Raw genomic sequence first — 20,415 nt, 5'->3', positions numbered from 1 at the left:
TGTTGCATGTTCAGAAACCTATGAATAGGATACGCTCATAAATCTTTCCTTCCGCTTCATCGGTTTATGGATCCATCTCTTGCCCCCTTTCGGTTTATATAGGAAATCGCTTACATTTTCTACTTTACTATAGTGCGCTTAGAGGCTTTATTGAATGATGTTTCTTTACAAATCTTGATAGATTTTTACCTTTAACCCGGACGACGTGTCGCCATGGCGCTTAACTGACTAATAACGATGACTCCGTTGCCCCGGGTAATCACCTTGGCGTTCCCAGTCGCAGTGACATGCTCAGGCAAAACGATAGGGCGTATCTCCGCGCGAATGTAAGGTTGACCTTGCAGCGAGATCGAGACCTCATCAATGCTTAGTTTGAGACAAGCCGTCGCCCTGGACATCGAGGCAAATAGCGTATGTCCCTTATGGCGGAGAATACTTCCGTGACCGATAAAACAGCGCTCGACCATCGTCAAATCCTCCTCATCAGCACCTACGGGCCGCGTTATCGCGATCAGATAGGCATCAGTCTCCCATCCATTCAACTTGCGGATGCAATTCTGATGCATAATCCGGCCATCAGCCCGAAGATTCCAATAGATATCGGTTTCCTTGCCATCAGATCGAATGCGTATTCCTTGCAATTCATGCCCTTCTAATGCAGTCACTTCCGGCAAAGAACGCTCTGATTCGATTGGGATTAGTGCGGTAATAAATTTAGCTTCCTGAACGAGCTCCTCTTCTTCAAAGGATAAATAGGTTACCTTGATAGCAGGGTTGTGGTCCTTCAATCCTTCCTTTTGCTTCACGATTAGCTTCTTAGGAAACAAATGCTTCACGATTACACTGGCATCGCCGTTCGTAATACGTAATGAACCCCTCTCGTCTATGCAGGTATCCCCTTCATAATGAAGCAACCATTGCAAGTTGCCTTTCTCATGAGCTCGAATGTCGTCCATAATAACGATGACGCCGTCGACCCAGAGAAAATGACGAAAGTTCCTTGAGAAATGCGGTGACATCGGACCGGCTGCATCTGCGTACACATAACGGAGCCCGGCGTGATCTATCAGATGATACAGCTGACCAGGTTCCTTCACGCCGCTGCGCACATCCGACCTTAGCTGCCCCTCTCCGTTAAACAAAACGACATTATGCGCTTCGCTCTGCAAATAGTAATCGACATATTCAGGTCTATCGTAAGCGCAATTGCCTGAATCTATCAAAAGCGGCCGCCCTTTATGATAAAGAACGAAAGAACCGGCATCCGCATGAGCATGATTCCAGGTAAATCCGGACTTCACCGCCAACATCGTGCGATCCTTCTCCCAGCCATCGCGCATCGTTGCCCAGCCGATATCCGCATAGATCGCCGAAGTCTCTACAGACGACGGAGGACTCATTTCCCCCTGCCAAATAAGATCCTGCCGGATAAAATCATAAAACCCGTATTCTGCTTTCCATTCTCTCAAATACCAGCGTAAACGCGGATCTTCGAACCCGTTTGCCAGTAGCAACTTTGCAGCTTGAACAGCACCTGAATAGATGGAGCCGTCGCCGAAATTAACGGTCAACGGCCGTTCCGAGGCCGGATACGTCGTTTGCAGGAAAAAGCCTCCAGCCTTCGCGAGTACGGGGATATCAGAAAAATCCGTATATCCGAACGAGTGTTGATAGGCCAGTCGGAAGACCAGGTATTCATAAAGACCATAATCGGCATAGTTAAGACTTTCGTAGAATGCCCCAGCTTCATCGTAATTCAAACTTTTATTGCCAAGAACGCTGCCTTTGTACAAAAAGTATTCAGGGAAAATGCGAATGATTTCATCCAGCCATGCGCCCGCTTCAGGCTCCTCATCGATGACGGAAAGCACGCCGACTCCCGCCGTTCCAATCATTACGGCCCACCAATTATGGCCCATGGAATCGAGCGCATGTATACGGGTATCGGCAAATACCCAATCCTTAAGCGTCGGCAGAACGCCAAGTTCTAGCAGGGACTGGCGAATAACCGTTCGCTCCTCCGTACTCAGGAAATCATGGATGCAGTCGTAGCCGACGGCAAAACCGTGACAGAACCGGGATGTATTTAACTCCGAATGCCACGACGGATCGTTCCTCAGCAGGCCTTTACCGTGCCATTTAAGATAGGTGCCGTAATGAAGGAGCCCGTCCCTTAGTTTCTCTGCATAAAATCGCTGTCCCGTTACCTGATACGCTAACCCAAGCATTGTGCCCATCTTGGCAACTTGCTCGCTCGGCGGGCCATACCTGCCATGCTGGGAATCCTCTCCGTCAGCCTCCGCTTCATCGATAAAGGGATTTTTCAGAAGGTCATCCGCCTTTTCCAAGAAAGCTTGCCATTCCCTCGCCAGGCTCTCGTCTTGTTGCAGTTGAACCCGAAAGCGCGCAACCCAAGCTTGATCGAAAAATAAATACGGATGCCGCTTTGCGATTAATTCTTTCATATTTTTCTTTTCCTCCTATAGTTTCGATTTCCGCCGATTGAACCGCGATCGCTTGCTGCGATCCGATAGAAGACTGCACTTCTTTACGAATAAAGAAATAAGATGTAAATTAGAGAAAATATGGTCAATTGGTGGTCGATTTCAATAAAAACCAAAATTCAAAATCAATTCTTTTTCTATTATCTTTTTCTTGCTGTCATTCCGCTATTAGCACTATCCTATTACTCGTATCACACCATCAAAACCGACGCTCAAAAAGAGTTGGTCAATACAATTTCATTTGATATGCGGCAAAGCCAGTCTTCCCTTGACGATCTGTACAGAAGATTTCAAAAATATATGGATATCTTGTCAAATTCGACGACGTTCTACAGCTTCGTTCTCTCTGCACAGAACGACATCAAACAAGGGAAATTTCAACATGCCAAATACATAGGAACGATGAGCCTTGACCCGCAAATCAAGAGTCTATTCGCAACCGATGATATAATTTCTGCCGCCATGGTCGTCATTGACGGGCGCGTTGTATACAGCTACAAATCATTCGTATCCGTTACGAACGACTTCAAAAACAATCCCGTCATTACTAGCACGCAAGCTAGTCCTACTTTGCGCTGGTTCAGCAATCAATTCACCCCTTTTGGCGTATTTGAAGGGAAATATTCAATCATCACCAAAAATATTTTTAATATTATGGGAAATAACCCTTCAGAGAGCCTTTGCCAAATTATTCTCTTGGTGAAACAGAAAACGATGAACGACCTCGTAAACGACCAGCTTCGATTTCCCGACAGCATCGTTCGCGTTATGGACACCGATAATACGATCATTGCCGGAAACGATCATACGTTTTCGATTAGCGATCAACGCATTGCTTCCATGACACAAAAGCTTCCGATTAATCAAAACACGGACAATATTTCGTATATCGATAACTTTTTTGCGTTAAAGAACATTTCAAATGTGACCAATTGGCGAATAGTCCAGCTGTCCCCGTCGAAGCACGTAACACAATCTTCTTCAGCCATTATTCTTTTTTCTACTATTCTCGTATTCGTCTTGCTGCTACTCATGTTTCTGTTTTCATTTTTCATTTCGAAAGAGATTTTGCTCCCCGTCAAACGTCTGGCGAATGCCATGAAAAAGGTTGGAGAAATGAATATTAAAATGACGGTCGTGCCCAATTCCAAGAACGAACTTAGTGAAATCGCAAACGGCTTCAATCAGATGGTCGAACGCATCGACAATTTATTTCGGCACACAATTGAAATTGAACGCCAGAAACGAAAATCCGAGATTGATATGCTGAAATATCAAATCAATCCGCATTTTTTATACAACACGATTAATTCCATCCGCTTTTCGGCTATGAAACATCAGGATGAAACGACGGCTAATATGCTGGTCACGTTAAGCCGCCTACTTCGTAATACGCTTAGCCATCCAAACAACGTCATTGCTTTGAGGGAGGAAATGCTGAACATTCAAGATTATATCCGTCTGCAGCAGCTTCGGTATGATAACCAGCTGAATGTCGAGTACCAAATCGAGGAACATACTTCGCATCTGCTCGTGCCGCATATGATTCTGCAACCCATTGTTGAAAACGCTATCCTGCATGGCTTGAATCAGAATTTGAATACAGGCGTCAAATCAAGCATTATTTTATCATCCGTTTTAATGAACAAGACGACGCTTATCCTCTCTGTTCACGACAATGGGATTGGTATAACAAGCTCTATCTTGGAGAAGCTGCTGGATCATGAATCGTCGTTTGCCTCCGATTCATTGCGAATCGGCTTCGTGAACATTCACAAAAGAATCCGGCTTCAATACGGAGAACCTTATGGCATCGAGATCGAGAGCGAGGCAGGTTCCTTCACCGACGTAAAAATTATTTTGCCGGTACTTAACGATGTGGAGAATACCGATACGCACTTCATCAGCGAAGGAGGTACAAACGGAAAATGAATGCCATTATCGTTGACGACGAGCCCTATGTCAGACAAATGCTTAAAAATTTAATACATTGGGATAACCAGTCTCTTAATTTGGTAGGCGAGTACTTCAACGGGCAAGATGCCTATCTTCGGATGAAGGAAGACGACCGCATCGACTTGGTGATTACGGATCTAAGAATGCCGCTCATGGACGGCTTGCAATTGATTAAAGAGACGTTAGCCATCAGAAACGATATCACCTTTATTGTCATCAGTGCCTACAACGATTTTCATTTAGTAAAAGAAGCCTTCTTGCTTGGCGCCAAGGATTATTTATTGAAGTCCGAAATGACGGAAGATCACATCAATCAGACCTTGTCCAATTTAAGGCTCAATGATCGCAAGAAATTGGCTGCCGCCTCCAACAAAGATCTGATGAAAGAATCCTTGCTAAGCCGACTGACGGCCGAAAGTATGACAGCAAGCGATATCGACAGCTTGAAGGACTTGCTGTGCAATCGTGAAAAAAAACGCTTTATCCTGCTTCTACTGAGATTGAATAAGGTTGACGCCAGTGCTGCTACGCCCGAAGTCTCTATGAAAAATACGATTTCAGAGTGTCTCTCTCCGACCGAGGAGATCTTGGCTTCCAGCAGTCAAGCTCAAGTTGAAATTATTCAGACATCACCTTTGGAGTATCTAATCCTTGCGCTCTATGCCCCTCAGGAATCCGAAACCTGCATCATGAATCATATCAGGTATGCTATGGGGACATTCCGTCCAAGTGGGTTCCACGTCAATCTCGGCGTAAGCCGTACATCTATCGAGTTCTCCTCACTTCCGCAGCTCTTACACGAGGCCAGGCTGTCCGTGGATTATTGTTTTGTTGCAGGCAACGGTTCCGTCATTCCCTTTACGCCGCAGTTTGAAGAAACGCCGTCGAGGTTGTCAATCGATAGTCGACTACAAATTTCCATTCTGAAGGATCAGTTGAGCGCCATCCTCTTTGACAAGCTCAAACCGGATATTCATAAACTACTCATTGCGCCTCAAACCGTGTGTGCTGGTCAGATTCGGGCGATCAAAGAGCTTTACATGCAGTATCACTTTATTCTCATTGATTTTGCTATGCAAAATGGGCTTCACGGTGAATTGCGCGCTTTAAGCAAAGCTTACGAAGAACATTTGAAATTTTACGGCGATATGAACTCGCTGAACAAATGGCTTTCCTCCGTAATTGCTGTCGTGAAAGCCCACAACGGCGAGAATTCAATGATTAATCAGGTCAAGCACTACGTGGAAGAGTACTATGCGCATGATATTAGCCTGCAATCCGTTGCCAACAAATTCAATATCAACAGCAGCTATCTCAGTCGGCTATTCTCGGAGAAAGGCGATACCACGTTTACCGATTATTTGGCTCATGCCCGAATTACCAAAGCGATTGAATTCATGAAAATATCCAACCTGAAAATCTATGAAATTTGCGAAAAAGTAGGCTATACCTCCCCTGAACACTTCAGCCGAACGTTTAAAAAAATGACCGGTAAAAGCCCAAAACAATTTATGGACGGCCGGGAACAATGATAACCGGCTTCTCTGTCCGACTGGGACGCGAGCTACCGTCGGCATAGAAGCGCTTTGAGGGCAGGCTTGCCGATATGCCGAAAAAATAAATCTGCCGCGAAATTTTCGGCAGATTTATTTTTTCTCTTTTGCTAGGAATAGCTAATTTTGATCGTTTTTATTTCAAATGGTCTGAAACTAAAAGCGATCTCGTTTGCCGCTGCCAGCTCTTCGATGTCTTCCTCCAGCATGTTGGTTACAGCCGCCTGAGTTACATCATTCGCAAACGTCAGCGTCGAATTCGTATACGTCCCCTCTGCTTCATAGAGTCTGACGATATAGGCCCTCTCGTTATCTTCGCACGGCTTGATCGCTTCAATGATAATGTTAGGCTCGCTTACGCGAATAAAGGATTCGAAGCTGCATTCGCCCGAAACGACAATCGGCTTGTAATTGAACGCGTAGGCAGGCTGGATAACGGATTCTGCATCGAAGCCGCTATGATGCGGCAGGAAGGCGTAGGAACAGCTGTGCTCGCCCTTGTCTCCCCTGTAATCCGGCCTGCAGCCGCCTTTATGAAGCGTCAGCCCAAGCTGGGATTGGTGCACGGATATGCCGTATTTGCAGTCATTTAACATAACAATGCCGTACTTGTTTTCCGACAAATCGGTATATTTATGATTGCAAACCTCAAACTTGGCCTTCTCAACATCCGTATTTCGGGTCGTTGGCCGTTTGATGTAACCAAATTGCAACTCCTGTCTCGCAAAGTCCGCGAAGATACTCGTATCGAAGACTGTCTTTAACAATCGGTGATCATCCTGCCAATCCATCACCGTTTCAAACTTTACTTGCTTACTGTCGCCATAGAAAATGACGTCCTGATGCAAGCTCGATTTGGCAGTCAGCTTGTAATGATTGCGGACTCTGAATTCCACGAGTCCGTCCGAAACAATTTCGCTCGCGAGCAGCTCCGAGCAGTCCTTGAACTTCAGTTCGATATCCGCATCGATATCCCAGCTGTCCCATGCTGCAGGCACATCTTCCGCCATGAGCAGCGTATTCAAGGGATAGCCCCGCCCTTTAAGCTCTCTATCGAGGCTTTTATCCATCATCGATTTGATATACTTCTTCTCGTCGAAAACAACGGTGAAGTATGGCGTATCCAGCACATTATTCTCGAAATGGAAGCAGGATCCTTGAACGGGTTCGCCTTTTGCAAACTCCAAGACTACAGACGATAAAGCGTTCATCGGTACACCAGCGATAGCCAGTTGCTTACGTCCCCATAGATCAGTTACAACCTGCTGAGCGTAATCGCCTTTGATCACGTGGCCGTCGACAACATCCAAATAGAGCGTCTCGTTACGATCGAATGATAACGTGTTCAAAACCGAGATTTTATGCCCGGACGAGCGCGCAGGTACGACCTGTTGGATCAATTGATCAGCTTGCTGAATAAGGCGCGTCGTATCCGAAATGCTCCGGTCATGAACCTCAGGAATCGAGGTGCCCGGCAAAATGTCATGAAATTGATTGATGAGCAGCGTCTCGACAAGCGGCCTGATTTCGGTATCTCGGCATATCGCATCACGAGTTACGGCTTCTCGCACAGTAAGAAATTCCAAATCATGCAGCCGAATCTCCGACAATCGATTATTGCGCTTAATCGTATGTTGGTTCGTCAGCGTACCCCGATGAAGTTCGAGATAGAGTTCCCCCGCATATATGGGAGGGTTCGTCAGGGACTTCTCCAGTCTTTTCATGAAATCGCCAACGAACATCGTCTCTACTTTCGGGCAGCCTTCCAAATCGCTGCTTCTGCGCGCCATTTCAATCATTTCAAACTGCGGGCCGCCGCCGCCATCGCCATACCCATAGGCAAGCAGACGCATGTTGGAAACGGTTTTGTCCGTTATGGCATCCTTGGAACGATGTCCATCCATTACGGAGTCGATGCAGGTTTCCGGATCCGGCCACAAATGCGTTTTGTTCAAATGCGACAACACTCTCGTCCCATCCAACCCTTGCCAGTAAAAGGTGTCATACGGAAACTTGTTCGTATCATTCCACGACATCTTGGTCGTCAGGAAATAATCGACTCCGCATCCCTTCATGATCTGCGGAATGGATGGACTATACCCGAACGTATCCGGCAACCAGAAGCAATTCGACGTGTAGTCGAAGTGCTCCCTTGTAAATCGTTGCCCCCAGAGGAACTGCCGAAGCATCATTTCCCCGCCGACCAGGTTGCCGTCGCATTCGATCCAGACCGCTCCATTCGGTTCGTACCTGCCTGCTTTGACGGCGGTCTTAATGCGCTCGAATAGTTCCGGATAGTGCTCCAGCATCATCTTTCCGTGATAGGCAGAACTTTGTACAAACTTGTACTCCGGGTACTGCTCCATAAGACTGATCTGATTGGCGTAGGTGCGCGCGCACTTTTTGACGGTTTCTTCGATCGTCCAGCGCCAAGCCGTATCCATGTGGGAATGGCCGATGACCGCCGCAATCGGTGCCAGCGATGTATTTTTATATTGATATAGCTGTTTAATTAACTTGCTCGCTTGCTGAACGGCTCCTTCGAACACGTGAGCCTCAATATTATCAGGAGAATAATAGAGGATTTCGTGGATTTGCGTCAGCGTTCTAATGATATTTGCCCTGACAAAACTGTTCTTGTCCAGTGTCCCGGCCATTTGGTTAAACGTCTTCAAATCAAAGTAAAAATCAGCAATTGTGTGGTTTTTCACACAAACATCTATTGACTCGAACGTATGCATAAAGTCTGAGCGCGGAGAGTCAGCCAATGGCTGACTTGCCGCTGAAAAATGTCCGGCATAGGACTCCAGCGCAATCGCTATACGCTCTCCGCCTTGTACGTTTGACTTGAGTAAATCGCAGTAGTGATTGCCATGGCTTAATGTAAACGTCCCGTAAGGCACTCCGTTGACCCAGAGCAGCGTCTCGTGTCCGCCAACATGCGGTTTTAGGAACAAGTCTTGATTGTCCAGTTCCGGTTTAACCGTGTAGGTTCCCTTCAGCCAGCAGTACTGCCCCTCCCCTCCCCACACCTCTCCGGGATGCGCCTGAACGAACAACCGGCTGTCTGGGATGTGATGAAGCCGTTCCGGCGTTCTATAAATATCGACATCTAACAGATCCACTTTCGTGAAAATGCACGGTTCTATCGTTTTTTCAAATCGCCTGAGCTTGCCCAGCATGCGTTCTGTCTGTTTGTCATTCATCATAGCGTTCAACGTTCTCCTTACTTCTTGTTATACAGACGGTTGGCGTTCTTTACCAATTCATCGCCAAGCTGTTTCCTCCAGTCAGCAATGAAAGCGTCGAAATCCTTTATCGTCTTCTCTCCGACGATAACGGAAGTAAACATGGTGTTCCATTGCGTGGCATATGTTTGATTCTTGCCATCCAAATTTTCGCCGGACTCCGATGTAATTGGACCCTCTACCGTCGGTTTATCCGTGGTGACGAGGTAGTCCACGTTTTTCTTGCTGTACAGTCCGTTGTCGTCAAACAGCAATTTCTGTCTGTTCTCTTTTACGAAAGAAGGAAGCATTTTCGCATTCACTTCATCCGTGGCATCAAAAGCACCCATAAATGGCCATCCGAAACCCTCCTTAGCCTTGGCATCGTTCGTTGAAAATTCCTGTTTGGTTACAGGAGCGTCATTAACAAGCGTATAGTGCGTATCCTTCAAGCCATACTTGGCAAGCGTGTACGTCTCCGGATCGCTGAAAACTTTATCCCACGCCGTCATGATCGTATGCAGCTTATCCCGATCTTTCTCCAGTTTCTTGTTGAAGAAGACGATGTTGGTAAACATTGGTGCGTTCGCAACGATGGCCTTGCCGCCATCTCCCAGCGTCGGGAACGGCGCCCATTCCAGTTTAGCATTCGGGTATTTTGCCGTTAGCTTGGCACCGATGCTTCCTTCATCAAATGGCGGATCGATTTGAAGGGTGGTATTGTAATACTGGTAAAAGAGCGCATTATTATTAACAAATTCGTCGACAGGCGCCGATGCATTCTGATACATTGTGTAGTACTCTGGATTGATATAGCCAGCTTTGTACCATTTGTTGAGTTGAATCAATGCCTCTCTCATGCCAGGCATAAATGGTGCATATTGAATTTGGTTATCCTTATAAATCCATGCATCGCGCCGTACGCCATAAGCGGACAGAAAATAATACATCGCTTGGGCCTCTCCGCCGTTCTGCACCGTAATCGGATAAAAGTTCGGATATTTTTCCTTATACTTTTTCAGCAGGATATCCCAATCGGCAATCGTTTCGGGCGTACTCACTCCAAGTTCTTTCAAAATGTCTGCTCGTAAGGCGACGCCGTAAGGCAATGAATTGCCCAATGCTCCATTGCTAAATCCCTTGAGCTTCCCATCTCTGGACCAAAGATCGATAATGTGGTCTTTTTGATTGCCTGCCCTTGCTACGAATGACGCATAGATATTGGGGGCATATTGCTTTACTTCCTCTTCCGTCAGCGATGCAGCTGAATCAAAAAGCGCCTTACTGCTTGTAATATAGCCTCCATACACGTCGGGCATCTCGCCGGAAGCGACGAACAAGTTCAGCTTGGTGTCATAGTCCGCATCAGGTACTGCCGTGATCTTGAGATTCACGCCTAAATTTTCATTCATTTGCCGTAAGACTTCTGAATTCGGATCGGGTTGAATTCTCGTCGTAAAAATATTGATTGTCGTTTTCTCGGACTTTCCTTTTTTTGCGTCATTACTCAGCGAGGAACATCCCGCTAGAACAGAAATAGCGGCCGTGGTAAAAACTAAAGCAACAGAAACGCTTTTGACAAGTTTCATTGACATTTTCCCCTTTACATGGATGGTATATGTTGACTAGCTTTTGAAACCTTTATCAGCCCTTTACGGCGCCAATCATAATTCCCTTCACGAAATATTTTTGCAGGAAGGGATAAACCATAATAATCGGGAGCGTCGTGACGAGGAGGATCCCTGCCTTCACCGATTCAGCCGTATATCTTTGGCCGGACATATCGACATTTTCAATCCCCATGACGTTGGCCAGCGCTGCATCCTGTGCGTTGTTAAGGACATCTCTCAAAATAATTTGCAAGACTTTAATTTCTCCGTTGGATATATAAATCATGGCATCAAACCAGGAATTCCACTGGCCAACCATCGACCACAATGTCACCGTTGCAATGATAGGCATCGACAAAGGCAGGATGATTTTAAAAAACACTGAAAAATCGTTCGCCCCATCCATGTATGCGCTTTCTTCGACTTCAACAGGAAGGGACGTGAAGAAATTCCTAATAATCACAATCGTATAGGCACTGCATAAACCAGGGATGACTAAAGACCAGACTGTATTGAGCATGTTTAATTCTTTGACCAGCAAGTACGTCGGAATTAATCCTCCTCCAAAAAACATCGTAAATAGAACGATACTCATCCACATTTTTCTGCCTAGAAAATACCGTTTGGACAGCGGATAGGCCAGCATGGCCGATACGACAACCGTAAGAACGGTTCCCAAGACCGTACGTAGAATCGTCCAATAATAAGACTCAAGTAAAGAGCCGGTACTAAAAATTTGCTTATACGCATCAAACGTGGGGTTGCTCGTAAACAGATGAAGCCCGATTTTGCTCGATTCATTAGGAGGACTAATGGAGATTACGACTTGCTGTGCAAAAGGGAAAACTATCGTTAAGCAAATCAATAACATCAACCCTATATTAGCAACATTAAATATCTTTTCACTTGCGTTTTTTTTCATATGCACATTCTTCCCTTTCTGATCAGAAAACCGTATAGTTCGAAAGCTTGCCTACAATCCAATTGGAAGATAAGACGAGGACAAGCGCTATTACACTTTTCGCGATGCCAACGGCGATGGAGAAGCTGTACTGCATGTCTACCAAACCGACGCGATACACAAACGTATCGATAATATCGGCAGTTGGCATCACCATGGAATTGTAAAGGTTAAAGATTTGATCGAATCCACCGTCCAGAATTCCGCCCAGCCCCAGGACAAAGAGCATACAGATGGTAGGCAAAATACTTGGAATCGTAATGTACAGGCACTGCTTAAAGCGCCCCGCGCCATCAATAACAGCCGATTCATACATGTCCGAGTTAATCCCGGCAATGGCCGCTAAATAAATGATACTGCCATAGCCGATTTCCTTCCATACATTGGAAACAATAAGAATCTGAAGGAACGACTCGCCGTTGCCCAATAAAACGCGAGGCTGCCAGCCAAACGCTTCGCAGATCAAGCCATAGACACCGTAACTGGGAGAAACGAGCTGAAAGATCAAGCCGGCAACAATTACCCATGAAAGAAAATGCGGAAGATATGAAATCGTTTGCACAATTCTCCTGAATTTATTGGAGACTATCTCGTTCAGCAATAATGCAAAAATAATCGGTGCGGGGAAGCCGATGGCAATTTTTAAGATGCTGATTTTCAAGGTATTTGCCGTAACCGTCCAAAAATATTTCATTTCGAACATCTCTCTGAAGTACTTGAATCCTACCCATGGGCTAGAAAATACGCCGTCCTGGGGACTGTAATCCTTGAAAGCAATCAATATCCCATACATCGGACCATACTTAAAGACCAAAAAGTATATCATTCCGGGCATTAACAGCAAGAAGAGAAACCTCTGCTTCATCAACTTGGGAAGGAAGCGCGATTTCTTACGCGGATTCCGGATGCCCAATCCTGCTTGCTCAAGAACAACACTCATGCTCATCTCCTGCTTTCTCTTGTTTGACATACGCACCAAGAATGCGCTTTCGCTCTCTCAGCGGTTTGTTTAATTGCACTTATTGTAGCGCGTATTTTCATGAATATTAATGATTTATCTTTACAAAAAATGATGTATTTTTACTGTCGTCGTAATGATGCCTAATAGAGTGTGGGCGATATTTCATCTTCATGACAAACAGCCCTCGATCCATATCGGATTGAGGGCTGTTACTTAACAGCCGCGTAATTTGCCATCAAGTTATATAAACTGCCGCTAGAGGTGGTCGTTTTTTGTAATCGTTGGCTTTTCAAGAATAGACCACGCCGACCGGCACGAAAGCATTACTTCTTGATCCAGTGCATCAGTTCGCGAAGCTGGCCGCCGACCACTTCGATCGGATGCTGCGCTTCGTTGCGGCGGGTAGCCGACATGAACGCGTTGTTGGATTGGTTCTCCAAGATGAAGTCGCGCGCGAATTTGCCTTGTTGAATGTCCGTCAGCACGGCTTTCATCGCTTTCTTCGTTTCGTCCGTCACGATGCGAGGACCCGTTACGTAGTCGCCGTATTCCGCCGTGTTGGAGATCGAATCGCGCATCGTGGACAAGCCGCCTTCGTACATCAGGTCGACGATGAGCTTCAGCTCGTGCAGACACTCGAAGTAGGCCATTTCAGGCGCATAACCTGCTTCGACCAACGTTTCAAAGCCTGCTTTGACCAGTGCCGTCGCGCCGCCGCAGAGAACGGCTTGCTCGCCGAACAAATCGGTTTCGGTTTCTTCGCGGAACGAGGTTTCGATAACCCCTGCGCGCGTGCAGCCGATGCCTTTTGCATAGGCCAGGCCAATTGCTTGCGCATTGCCTGTCGCGTCTTGCTCGACCGCGATTAGACCGGGTACGCCGAAGCCTTCGACATACGTGCGGCGAACCATGTGACCCGGCGACTTAGGAGCGACGAGCAATACGTCGTTGTCTTTGCGCGCTTTGATTTGACCGAAGTGCACGTTGAAGCCGTGGGAGAATAGGAGCGCTGCGCCTTGTTTCAGGTTCGGCTCGATTTCTTCTTTGTACACGCGGGCTTGCGTTTCGTCCGGCATCAGGATTTGCACGACGTCGGCCAGCTTCACGGCTTCGCCTACGGACAACACTTCGAAACCGTCGTTTTTGGCTTTCTCGGCGGATTTGCCGGCGCGCAGGCCGATGATGACTTTCAGTCCGCTGTCGCGCAGGTTTTGCGCTTGCGCGTGACCTTGGGAACCGTAACCGATGACTGCGATCGTTTTGCCTTGCAGAACGCTTTGATCTGCATCTTTTTCATAATACAACTGAACTGCCATTGTAAGAAATGCCTCCTTTGATTCACCCTGTTAATCGGGTGTTGCAACCGCGGCGACCGAACCAATCGATCGGTACCCGAATCGCCCGCAGCTCTAACCCCCTCTCAAACGAGCGTTGGTTCCTTGCGTGACCGCTACTCCATCTCAAGAGAAAAAGTTAAAGTTAAACGTTAGTGATCCGTTTCAACGTTATGAACATCGGCTGGATCGACTTGGGTCAGATCCGTATCGTGGAACTCGGGCGATTGCGGGAGCTCTACTTGCAGCTTTTCGATTGGATCGATCTGTGCGGTACCCGAGACCATTTTCAGATTCAACACATGACCGCCGATTTTCTTATCGTCGCTTACAAAGTGTGCGTGGAAACCTGGAACATTCAGCATAGCGGCGTAGTTTGGCGTGTAGAATACGACCAACGTACCCGTCACGTTTTGATATTCCCAGACGGATTGGTTTTCCAACACTTTGGGAAGGGTTGGGTAAGGCTTCTCCTGCTTCGGCTCGGAACGAACTTTTAAGTAGTTCAGTGTACCGTGAACCTTAAATGCATAAAAATTGTTTTTCTTGCTCATTTGAGCAGACAAAATTTTCGTGAGATCCGCAAATTCATTTATTTGCCCAACCTCAATTGTTTTCTCGCTTTGGAAAAATACCGTGGACACGAAAGGCGTTTTCTCCTTATTATCTACCTGGAGAAAATGCCCGTTATTATCAAATCGATAGAATTTACCATCCATCTGCGTTAACTCGCCATTTACCCCATTGAACGTCCCGAGCCCCGTATCCCCATGTTCGGCCACTTCACCAAGCGTTTTATCTCCATCAAATTGTCCTTGCATCAGCGCATTAATCGCCGAATACTGGTATAAGGTACTGTTATTTCTACTGATCTTCTCTTTCGCCGATTCAGCTTCCGTAAGTTGAACTTTCGCAGCAGCTTTAGCAGCTTTAGCCTCTGCCACTTTGGCTTCTGCAGCCGCTTTAGTTGACTTCGCTTCTGCCAGCTTGGCTTCTGCAGCCGCTTTAGATGCCTCAGCCTCTGCTAGCTTGGACGCTGCCGCTGCCTGTGCTTTCTCGGCTTCTGTCACTTTTGCTTCAGCTGTTGCTAACGTTGTCGGCGCGCTGCCAGATGCAAAAGCGGTGAGTGTCTCTGCCAAGACTAACGACAACAAAGCAACGGTTGAAATGAGCATTCTTCTGTTCTTCATTCATACGCCTCCTAAGCTAGTTGAATAATCATTTAAAAAAGAAAAAATGGCGATAATAGTTTTTAATTCATTTTCACACTCCTTTAGAAACCATTTCATTTGTTTATTTATTAGTCAATAAACATTGACTTTACACATTGTATTCTCGAAATAGCTATAAATCAAATCGCAAAATACAAGCAAATAAATAAATATATCAATAAATAATCAGCTTAATTTATTTATTTTAACCACAGCATATCAATCCTCATTTCAACCGGTCCAAATGCACTAAAATAGCATGAAACGCGGGAACTGGATTGCACCGATTTAGTCTTAAAGACTCAGCAATGTTTTTTATTTTGGATGTTTCCCGTTTTGATATAACATTCTCAATGAGAAACGAGAATTTTTTAAATATATTAGAAGACGAACAGGTTACGTACATGGACAAAAGCCTACGAGAATCGCGAGCGCGAAGTCGAGATGTGTAAATATCGAACCATGTTGGTGACGGTTACCTCACCCATATTTCCGTATGCCCGAATCTCAACCTCCCAGCGATCGGCTGTTCTACTTTCACCACTTCTTCATACTGGCTTTAAGATATGAAACCGTAAGTATCTAGTTATTCCTAATAGGGAATACTCTTTCTATAACACTTTTAATAGGAGGAGTTAGGATGGCAAGCATAGAAAAACGAAGCAAAAACTCATACAGGTTGATCGTGGAGGCGGGTTACGATAGTGCTGGTAAACGAATCAAACGATCAAAAACCATCAAGGCTTCAGGCATACGAGAAGCTGAAAAAAAACTAGCTATGTTCCAAGTCGAAGTAGAAGCCGGAGAATACATTGCACCCGAAAAAATGACTTTTTCTACTTTCGTTCAAGAATGGAATCAAAAATACGGTATCAAGCATTTAGAACTTAAAACACTGGAAAGTTACTCACATATGCTGAAAAATCATATTCTTCCTTCATTTGCTAATAAACGACTAGATGAAATTAATCCAATGCATATCGTGAGTTTACTAAAGACATTGGAGCAGGAAGGGGCACGAAAAGACGGTAAATCGGGGGGACTGTCTTCGACCACGATTAGGTTCATTCACCGTATCCTGAAGGATATCTTCGACCGTGCAGTTGAATGGAGAATTATCAAGATCAATCCTGTTGAAGCAATAAAAAGACCTAAAATTTCTAAAACAAATGTCGATGTTTACAACGAATCTGAAGTATCGACATTGTTACAAGCGATTATAAATGAACCTATTCAATGGAGGCTTATGATTACACTGGCACTTACAACTGGACTCAGACGGGGGGAATTATTAGCTCTTGAGTGGAAACACCTTAATCTACACGAGGGTGTTATTGATGTAAAACAGTCCTTGACTTACGTCAAGGGAAAACACATTATTAAACCTCCGAAAACAAAAAGCTCAATAAGGAAAGTATCAATCCCGGAAGCACTAATTCAAGATTTGATGCAATTCCATGCAAAAGCCCACCATGAAAGAATACAACTTGATGATCTTTGGGAAGGCGGCGAACACTTCTTCATTTTCTCATCATGGCATGGAAAACCTTATTACCATACTGTACCTGGAACATGGCTTCGTCGCTTCCTAAAACGAAAAAAACTGAAGCCAATTCGTTTCCATGACCTTAGACATACATCGGCAACTTTGCTTATTAACCAAGGTGTCCATGCAAAGACAATTGCCGGAAGGCTTGGTCATGCAGATATTCGAACGACCATGAATATCTACGGTCATTCATTGTTAAGTGCTGATCATTTGGCAGCAAATACGTTTAACGCCATTTTGTCCCCAAAAAAGGAAAATCCCCTTAAAGCAAACGATGCATGATCGTGCATCGTTTTTTCGTCCCCAAGCCGTCCCCAAGGTAACAATTTGCCGTAACATTATTGCAGATCATCTTTTAAAAACACAAAAAAACCCTTGATTACCAAGGATTTCGGCGTTTGTTTTTTGGTGGAGCCTAGGGGGATCGAACCCCTGACCTCATCGCTGCCAGCGATGCGCTCTCCCAGCTGAGCTAAGGCCCCGTATTAAAGTGGCGACAAGAAATATTATAGCATGCCACAATGGTTTGTACAAGCTTTTTTTTCATTAATTTTGCTGTGTTGGTTGAAACCGGAGGAACACGGAAGCCGCGCTCCTCCATTAACAACCATAAACCAACCAGCGCACTTCAGCTTGCAAGTTCAACTCCGAATCTACGCCATCGGATCCTTGGACAGCAAGCTGTTGAGCTCTTTCATGAACATGTCGATATCCTTGAATTGACGATACACCGAAGCAAATCGGACGTAGGCCACTTCGTCGACGGGATAGAGCTGCGACATGACAAGCTCGCCGATTTCGCGGCTCTCGACCTCCGCCTGCGCGGTGGTGCGCAATTCTTTCTCCGCCTCGGACACGATGATTTCAAGCTGATCGACGGATACGGGCCGCTTCTCGCAGGCTCGGATCAAGCCGCGCAAAATTTTATCGCGGCTGAATTCCTCACGGCTCCCGTCTTTCTTGATGACGATCAGCGGGGTTTCCTCGATCATCTCGAAGGTGGTAAACCGCCGCGTGCATTTTTCGCATTCACGGCGGCGGCGTATCGATTTATTTTCGTTAGCGGGTCTGGAATCCAGCACTTTCGTTCCAGCATTGTCGCAGTACGGGCATTTCATCGTCTAATCCTCCGTCTACTCGCGATGCGAATTCTTTCCGGCTTGCGCCGGACCGATTGAATCATTTCCCAAACGTTACCTGTAATGAAAAAAGGGATAACGCACATAATACAGTTACCAACCGCAAGGAGGTGAACGAACGAATGGCTAACAACAGCGGAAGCAATCAACTCGTAGTTCCACAAGCTGGCGCTGCACTGGACCAAATGAAATACGAGGTGGCCCAAGAGCTTGGTATCTCTCTTCCTCAAGATGGATACTATGGCAACATCACCACGAAAGATGCCGGTTCCATCGGGGGCAGCATCACTCGTAAATTGGTTCAGATCGCAGAGCAATCTCTTGCAGGTCGCGGCTAATAGATGATCGAAACGACAAGCTTTGGCTGGTTGCCGATAAAGGCGGCCGGCCAAAGTTTTTTCGCGTTTTACGCAAAAAACCTTACTCGTCGAGCATGTCGGGATACAGCTTCTTGTACTTATTATAATAATAAATAACCCGCTGTATATAGTGTCTTGTTTCCCCGTAGGGGACCTGCTCCACCGTCCCGGGTTCGCCGTCCCACGTGCCGTCGGCCAGCCAGCGGTTGACCGTCCCGGGTCCGGCGTTATACGCCGCGATTACTTTATACATATTCCCCTTGAACTGCGCGCTCAATTCATTCAGATACCAGGATCCGACCTCGATGCCGGCACTCGGTTCTTGCGAAACCTTCTCCGCCGTGATATCGGTAAATCCGCCCTTCTGGATCGCCCAGTTCGCGGTATCGGGCATAAGCTGCATAATGCCGATCGCGCCTTTCTTGGACACGGCTTCCGGTTTGAAATTCGTCTCCACGCGTATGATGGCCGCGACCAGATGCGCGTCCAGCTTGTAACTATCCGCGCTTGCGGCGATTTCCGCGCGGTAATGCAAAGGATACAACCATCGGCTCATCCATTCCGAACGAACGAACAACAGCGCAAGCAAAGCCAAGATCAAGATGAGAAATACGCGCTTGCGCAATCGGCGTTTCTTCATGGCAATCCCTGCTCCTGCCAAAACCGCTCCACCTGCTGCTTCGTATCGTCCAAGGTGCCGCTATTGTCGATGACGACGTCCGCCAGGCTTCGTTTTTGTTCGATGTCCATTTGAAGGTCTATCCGCTGTTCCGCCTGCTCGCGCGTCAAGCCGTTCCGCGTCATCAAGCGCTCCGCTTGAACGGTCTTCGGCGCATACACGACCATGACGGCATCATAGAGATCGGCTTGTCCCGTCTCGTACAGCAGCGGAATATCCGCGATGATCAGCTGTGCGGGATCCTCCGCTTCGTGAGCGCGAATTTGCGTCCACATCCGGTTTCGAATCGCGGGATGGAGGATCGATTCCAAGACGTTCAGCCGATCGCGGTCATTGAAAACAAGCTTGCCGACCTCCGCCCGGTTCATCGTGCCGTCTTCGTTCAGGACGGCTTGTCCGAATTCGGCGGCGATCGCCTCCAACGCAGGCTCGCCGGGAAGGACGACTTCCCGGGCTGCCTGGTCGGCATCGACAAGCTTTGCGCCACGGGCAACAAGCATCGCGGATACGGTGCTTTTGCCGCAGGCGATCCCGCCGGTTAATCCCAGTTTCAACGCATTCACCTCGTAAGTAAGTACACTCTTCTTTATTTTCAGGCGCGGTTCCGGACGTCCATTTATGTGGTAGCGGCAACGATATCCAGCAGCGTCTACATCAGTCGAATCAAGCCCATGACGATCAGCATGATGCCCGGCAATACCGACATCGCGCGCATGCCGCGCCAAGCAGCGAACCGAAATCCGAGCCGCATGCCGGCCAGCAGGAACAGCCCGCTTGCGGTGCTGATCACGAGCGCGGTGAGCAGCGGATTGAAGCCGACCATCGCGGCGCCGAGTCCGGCGCCGAAGCTGTCGAGCGAGAGCGCGAATCCAAGCAGGATCGCTTCCGAAGACGAGATGACGCCCGAACGGTCAACGTCGGCGATTTGCGGCGTTCGCAGGATCTGAATGACGATGCCCAGACGCTTGAGCTCCAAAATCACGATCGTCGAGGCGGTCGCGGCCTCGGCCGAAGCCGCGTTGATATCGGCCGCCGCTTCGGGAATTCGTTCGTCGTCCGCCGAATCGGCATTCTCGCGCCTGCGCTGCCACCACTGGATGAGGGCGTACCCGCCGATCAGCATCAACAGGATGGCGCCGATCCATTTTGCCGTCATCGGCGACATGTACCCGGTCAGCAAAGCGCCGAGCTGCATGGACAGCCACACGACCAACCCGGAACAGAAAGCGATGATGAAGATCGATAACAACGGTATGCGGATACGCCTTAATCCGTATGTGACGCCGACGCCGAATCCATCCAAACTGACGGCAAACGCAAGCAAAACCAAGGAAAAAGCATGAATGAGCACCCTGATGTCCCTCCCATGAAG

Annotated in this window: 15 protein-coding genes and 1 tRNA gene; 4 read left to right on the top strand and 12 right to left on the bottom strand. The window is 47.1% G+C overall.

Features of this window, described 5'->3' with window-relative positions:
- Positions 1-191: 191 nt before the first annotated feature.
- Complete coding sequence (locus GT019_RS24380) at positions 192-2,465, bottom strand: heparinase II/III domain-containing protein (protein WP_161746024.1); 2,274 nt, start codon at positions 2,463-2,465, stop codon at positions 192-194.
- 120 nt (positions 2,466-2,585) lie between these two features.
- Between GT019_RS24380 and GT019_RS24375 the strand changes: the two genes are divergently transcribed.
- Together GT019_RS24375 and GT019_RS24370 are read left to right on the top strand one after the other, a co-directional pair.
- Entirely contained in the window at positions 2,586-4,436 is a 1,851-nt protein-coding gene (locus GT019_RS24375; protein WP_161746023.1) for a sensor histidine kinase, read from the top strand.
- On the top strand, positions 4,433-5,992 hold the full coding sequence (locus GT019_RS24370) for a helix-turn-helix domain-containing protein (protein ID WP_161746022.1): 1,560 nt from the start codon (positions 4,433-4,435) through the stop codon (positions 5,990-5,992). Before GT019_RS24375 ends, GT019_RS24370 begins: the two co-directional genes overlap by 4 nt.
- Before the next feature lie 131 nt (positions 5,993-6,123).
- On the opposite strand, the gene GT019_RS24365 is transcribed toward GT019_RS24370, so the two are convergent.
- The 6 genes from GT019_RS24365 to budA all read right to left on the bottom strand — a co-directional run bounded on the left by GT019_RS24365 (position 6,124) and on the right by budA (position 15,296).
- Complete coding sequence (locus tag GT019_RS24365) at positions 6,124-9,222, bottom strand: alpha-mannosidase (RefSeq protein ID WP_201755565.1); 3,099 nt, start codon at positions 9,220-9,222, stop codon at positions 6,124-6,126.
- A 17-nt stretch (positions 9,223-9,239) separates the two neighbouring features.
- Positions 9,240-10,829 (bottom strand): type 2 periplasmic-binding domain-containing protein, encoded by a 1,590-nt coding sequence (locus GT019_RS24360; protein ID WP_161746021.1) that lies wholly within the window; start codon positions 10,827-10,829, stop codon positions 9,240-9,242.
- 55 nt (positions 10,830-10,884) lie between these two features.
- On the bottom strand, positions 10,885-11,772 hold the full coding sequence (locus GT019_RS24355; RefSeq protein WP_161746020.1) for a carbohydrate ABC transporter permease: 888 nt from the start codon (positions 11,770-11,772) through the stop codon (positions 10,885-10,887).
- A gap of 22 nt (positions 11,773-11,794) precedes the next feature.
- Positions 11,795-12,751, bottom strand: a complete 957-nt coding sequence (locus GT019_RS24350; RefSeq protein WP_161746019.1) for an ABC transporter permease — start codon at positions 12,749-12,751, stop codon at positions 11,795-11,797.
- Positions 12,752-13,095: 344 nt separating this feature from the next.
- Complete coding sequence (gene ilvC / locus GT019_RS24345; protein ID WP_161746018.1) at positions 13,096-14,088, bottom strand: ketol-acid reductoisomerase; 993 nt, start codon at positions 14,086-14,088, stop codon at positions 13,096-13,098.
- Between the two features lie 170 nt (positions 14,089-14,258).
- Positions 14,259-15,296 carry an acetolactate decarboxylase gene (gene budA, locus GT019_RS24340; protein WP_161746017.1) on the bottom strand — a complete coding sequence of 346 codons (1,038 nt, stop codon included), beginning with the start codon at positions 15,294-15,296 and terminating at the stop codon, positions 14,259-14,261.
- 661 nt (positions 15,297-15,957) lie between these two features.
- Between budA and GT019_RS24335 the strand changes: the two genes are divergently transcribed.
- A complete protein-coding gene (locus GT019_RS24335) occupies positions 15,958-17,148 on the top strand; it encodes a site-specific integrase (protein WP_161746016.1) in 1,191 nt (396 codons plus the stop codon).
- Between the two features lie 124 nt (positions 17,149-17,272).
- Here GT019_RS24335 and GT019_RS24330 read toward each other — a convergent pair.
- Both GT019_RS24330 and nrdR read right to left on the bottom strand, forming a co-directional pair.
- Positions 17,273-17,348 (bottom strand) — tRNA-Ala (locus GT019_RS24330).
- Between the two features lie 171 nt (positions 17,349-17,519).
- Positions 17,520-17,984: a transcriptional regulator NrdR gene (nrdR, locus tag GT019_RS24325; RefSeq protein WP_161746015.1), complete on the bottom strand. Its 465-nt coding sequence runs from the start codon at positions 17,982-17,984 to the stop codon at positions 17,520-17,522.
- A gap of 143 nt (positions 17,985-18,127) precedes the next feature.
- Here nrdR and GT019_RS24320 point away from each other — a divergent pair, with 143 nt between their 5' ends.
- Positions 18,128-18,343, top strand: a complete 216-nt coding sequence (locus GT019_RS24320; RefSeq protein ID WP_161746014.1) for an alpha/beta-type small acid-soluble spore protein — start codon at positions 18,128-18,130, stop codon at positions 18,341-18,343.
- Between the two features lie 82 nt (positions 18,344-18,425).
- Here the strand turns inward: GT019_RS24320 and GT019_RS24315 are convergent, their stop codons facing one another.
- From GT019_RS24315 to ytaF, 3 genes are all read right to left on the bottom strand, one after another.
- Positions 18,426-19,004, bottom strand: coding sequence for a lytic transglycosylase domain-containing protein (locus GT019_RS24315; RefSeq protein WP_161746013.1), 579 nt, complete (start codon positions 19,002-19,004; stop codon positions 18,426-18,428).
- Positions 19,001-19,597, bottom strand: coding sequence for a dephospho-CoA kinase (gene coaE / locus GT019_RS24310; RefSeq protein ID WP_161746012.1), 597 nt, complete (start codon positions 19,595-19,597; stop codon positions 19,001-19,003). Before coaE ends, GT019_RS24315 begins: the two co-directional genes overlap by 4 nt.
- A 95-nt stretch (positions 19,598-19,692) precedes the next feature.
- On the bottom strand, positions 19,693-20,394 hold the full coding sequence (gene ytaF, locus GT019_RS24305) for a sporulation membrane protein YtaF (RefSeq protein ID WP_161746011.1): 702 nt from the start codon (positions 20,392-20,394) through the stop codon (positions 19,693-19,695).
- Between the last annotated feature and the right edge of the window lie 21 nt (positions 20,395-20,415).

Source organism: Paenibacillus glycinis (genome assembly GCF_009909185.1).
Lineage (GTDB): Bacteria > Bacillota > Bacilli > Paenibacillales > Paenibacillaceae > Paenibacillus_Z > Paenibacillus_Z glycinis.
The sequence above is the reverse complement of the archived record's forward strand: the minus strand, read 5'-3'. Positions and strand labels throughout refer to the sequence as shown.

Bases quoted from the DNA above. Each gene is read 5' to 3' on its own strand.
- GT019_RS24335 (WP_161746016.1), top strand. From the start codon at position 15,958: ATGGCAAGCATAGAAAAACGAAGCAAAAACTCATACAGGTTGATCGTG.
- ilvC (WP_161746018.1), bottom strand. From the start codon at position 14,088: ATGGCAGTTCAGTTGTATTATGAAAAAGATGCAGATCAAAGCGTTCTG.
- nrdR (WP_161746015.1), bottom strand. From the start codon at position 17,984: ATGAAATGCCCGTACTGCGACAATGCTGGAACGAAAGTGCTGGATTCC.
- GT019_RS24380 (WP_161746024.1), bottom strand. From the start codon at position 2,465: ATGAAAGAATTAATCGCAAAGCGGCATCCGTATTTATTTTTCGATCAA.
- GT019_RS24365 (WP_201755565.1), bottom strand. From the start codon at position 9,222: ATGATGAATGACAAACAGACAGAACGCATGCTGGGCAAGCTCAGGCGA.
- GT019_RS24375 (WP_161746023.1), top strand. From the start codon at position 2,586: ATGGTCAATTGGTGGTCGATTTCAATAAAAACCAAAATTCAAAATCAA.
- budA (WP_161746017.1), bottom strand. From the start codon at position 15,296: ATGAAGAACAGAAGAATGCTCATTTCAACCGTTGCTTTGTTGTCGTTA.
- GT019_RS24350 (WP_161746019.1), bottom strand. From the start codon at position 12,751: ATGAGTGTTGTTCTTGAGCAAGCAGGATTGGGCATCCGGAATCCGCGT.
- GT019_RS24315 (WP_161746013.1), bottom strand. From the start codon at position 19,004: ATGAAGAAACGCCGATTGCGCAAGCGCGTATTTCTCATCTTGATCTTG.
- GT019_RS24355 (WP_161746020.1), bottom strand. From the start codon at position 11,772: ATGAAAAAAAACGCAAGTGAAAAGATATTTAATGTTGCTAATATAGGG.
- GT019_RS24370 (WP_161746022.1), top strand. From the start codon at position 4,433: ATGAATGCCATTATCGTTGACGACGAGCCCTATGTCAGACAAATGCTT.
- GT019_RS24360 (WP_161746021.1), bottom strand. From the start codon at position 10,829: ATGAAACTTGTCAAAAGCGTTTCTGTTGCTTTAGTTTTTACCACGGCC.
- GT019_RS24320 (WP_161746014.1), top strand. From the start codon at position 18,128: ATGGCTAACAACAGCGGAAGCAATCAACTCGTAGTTCCACAAGCTGGC.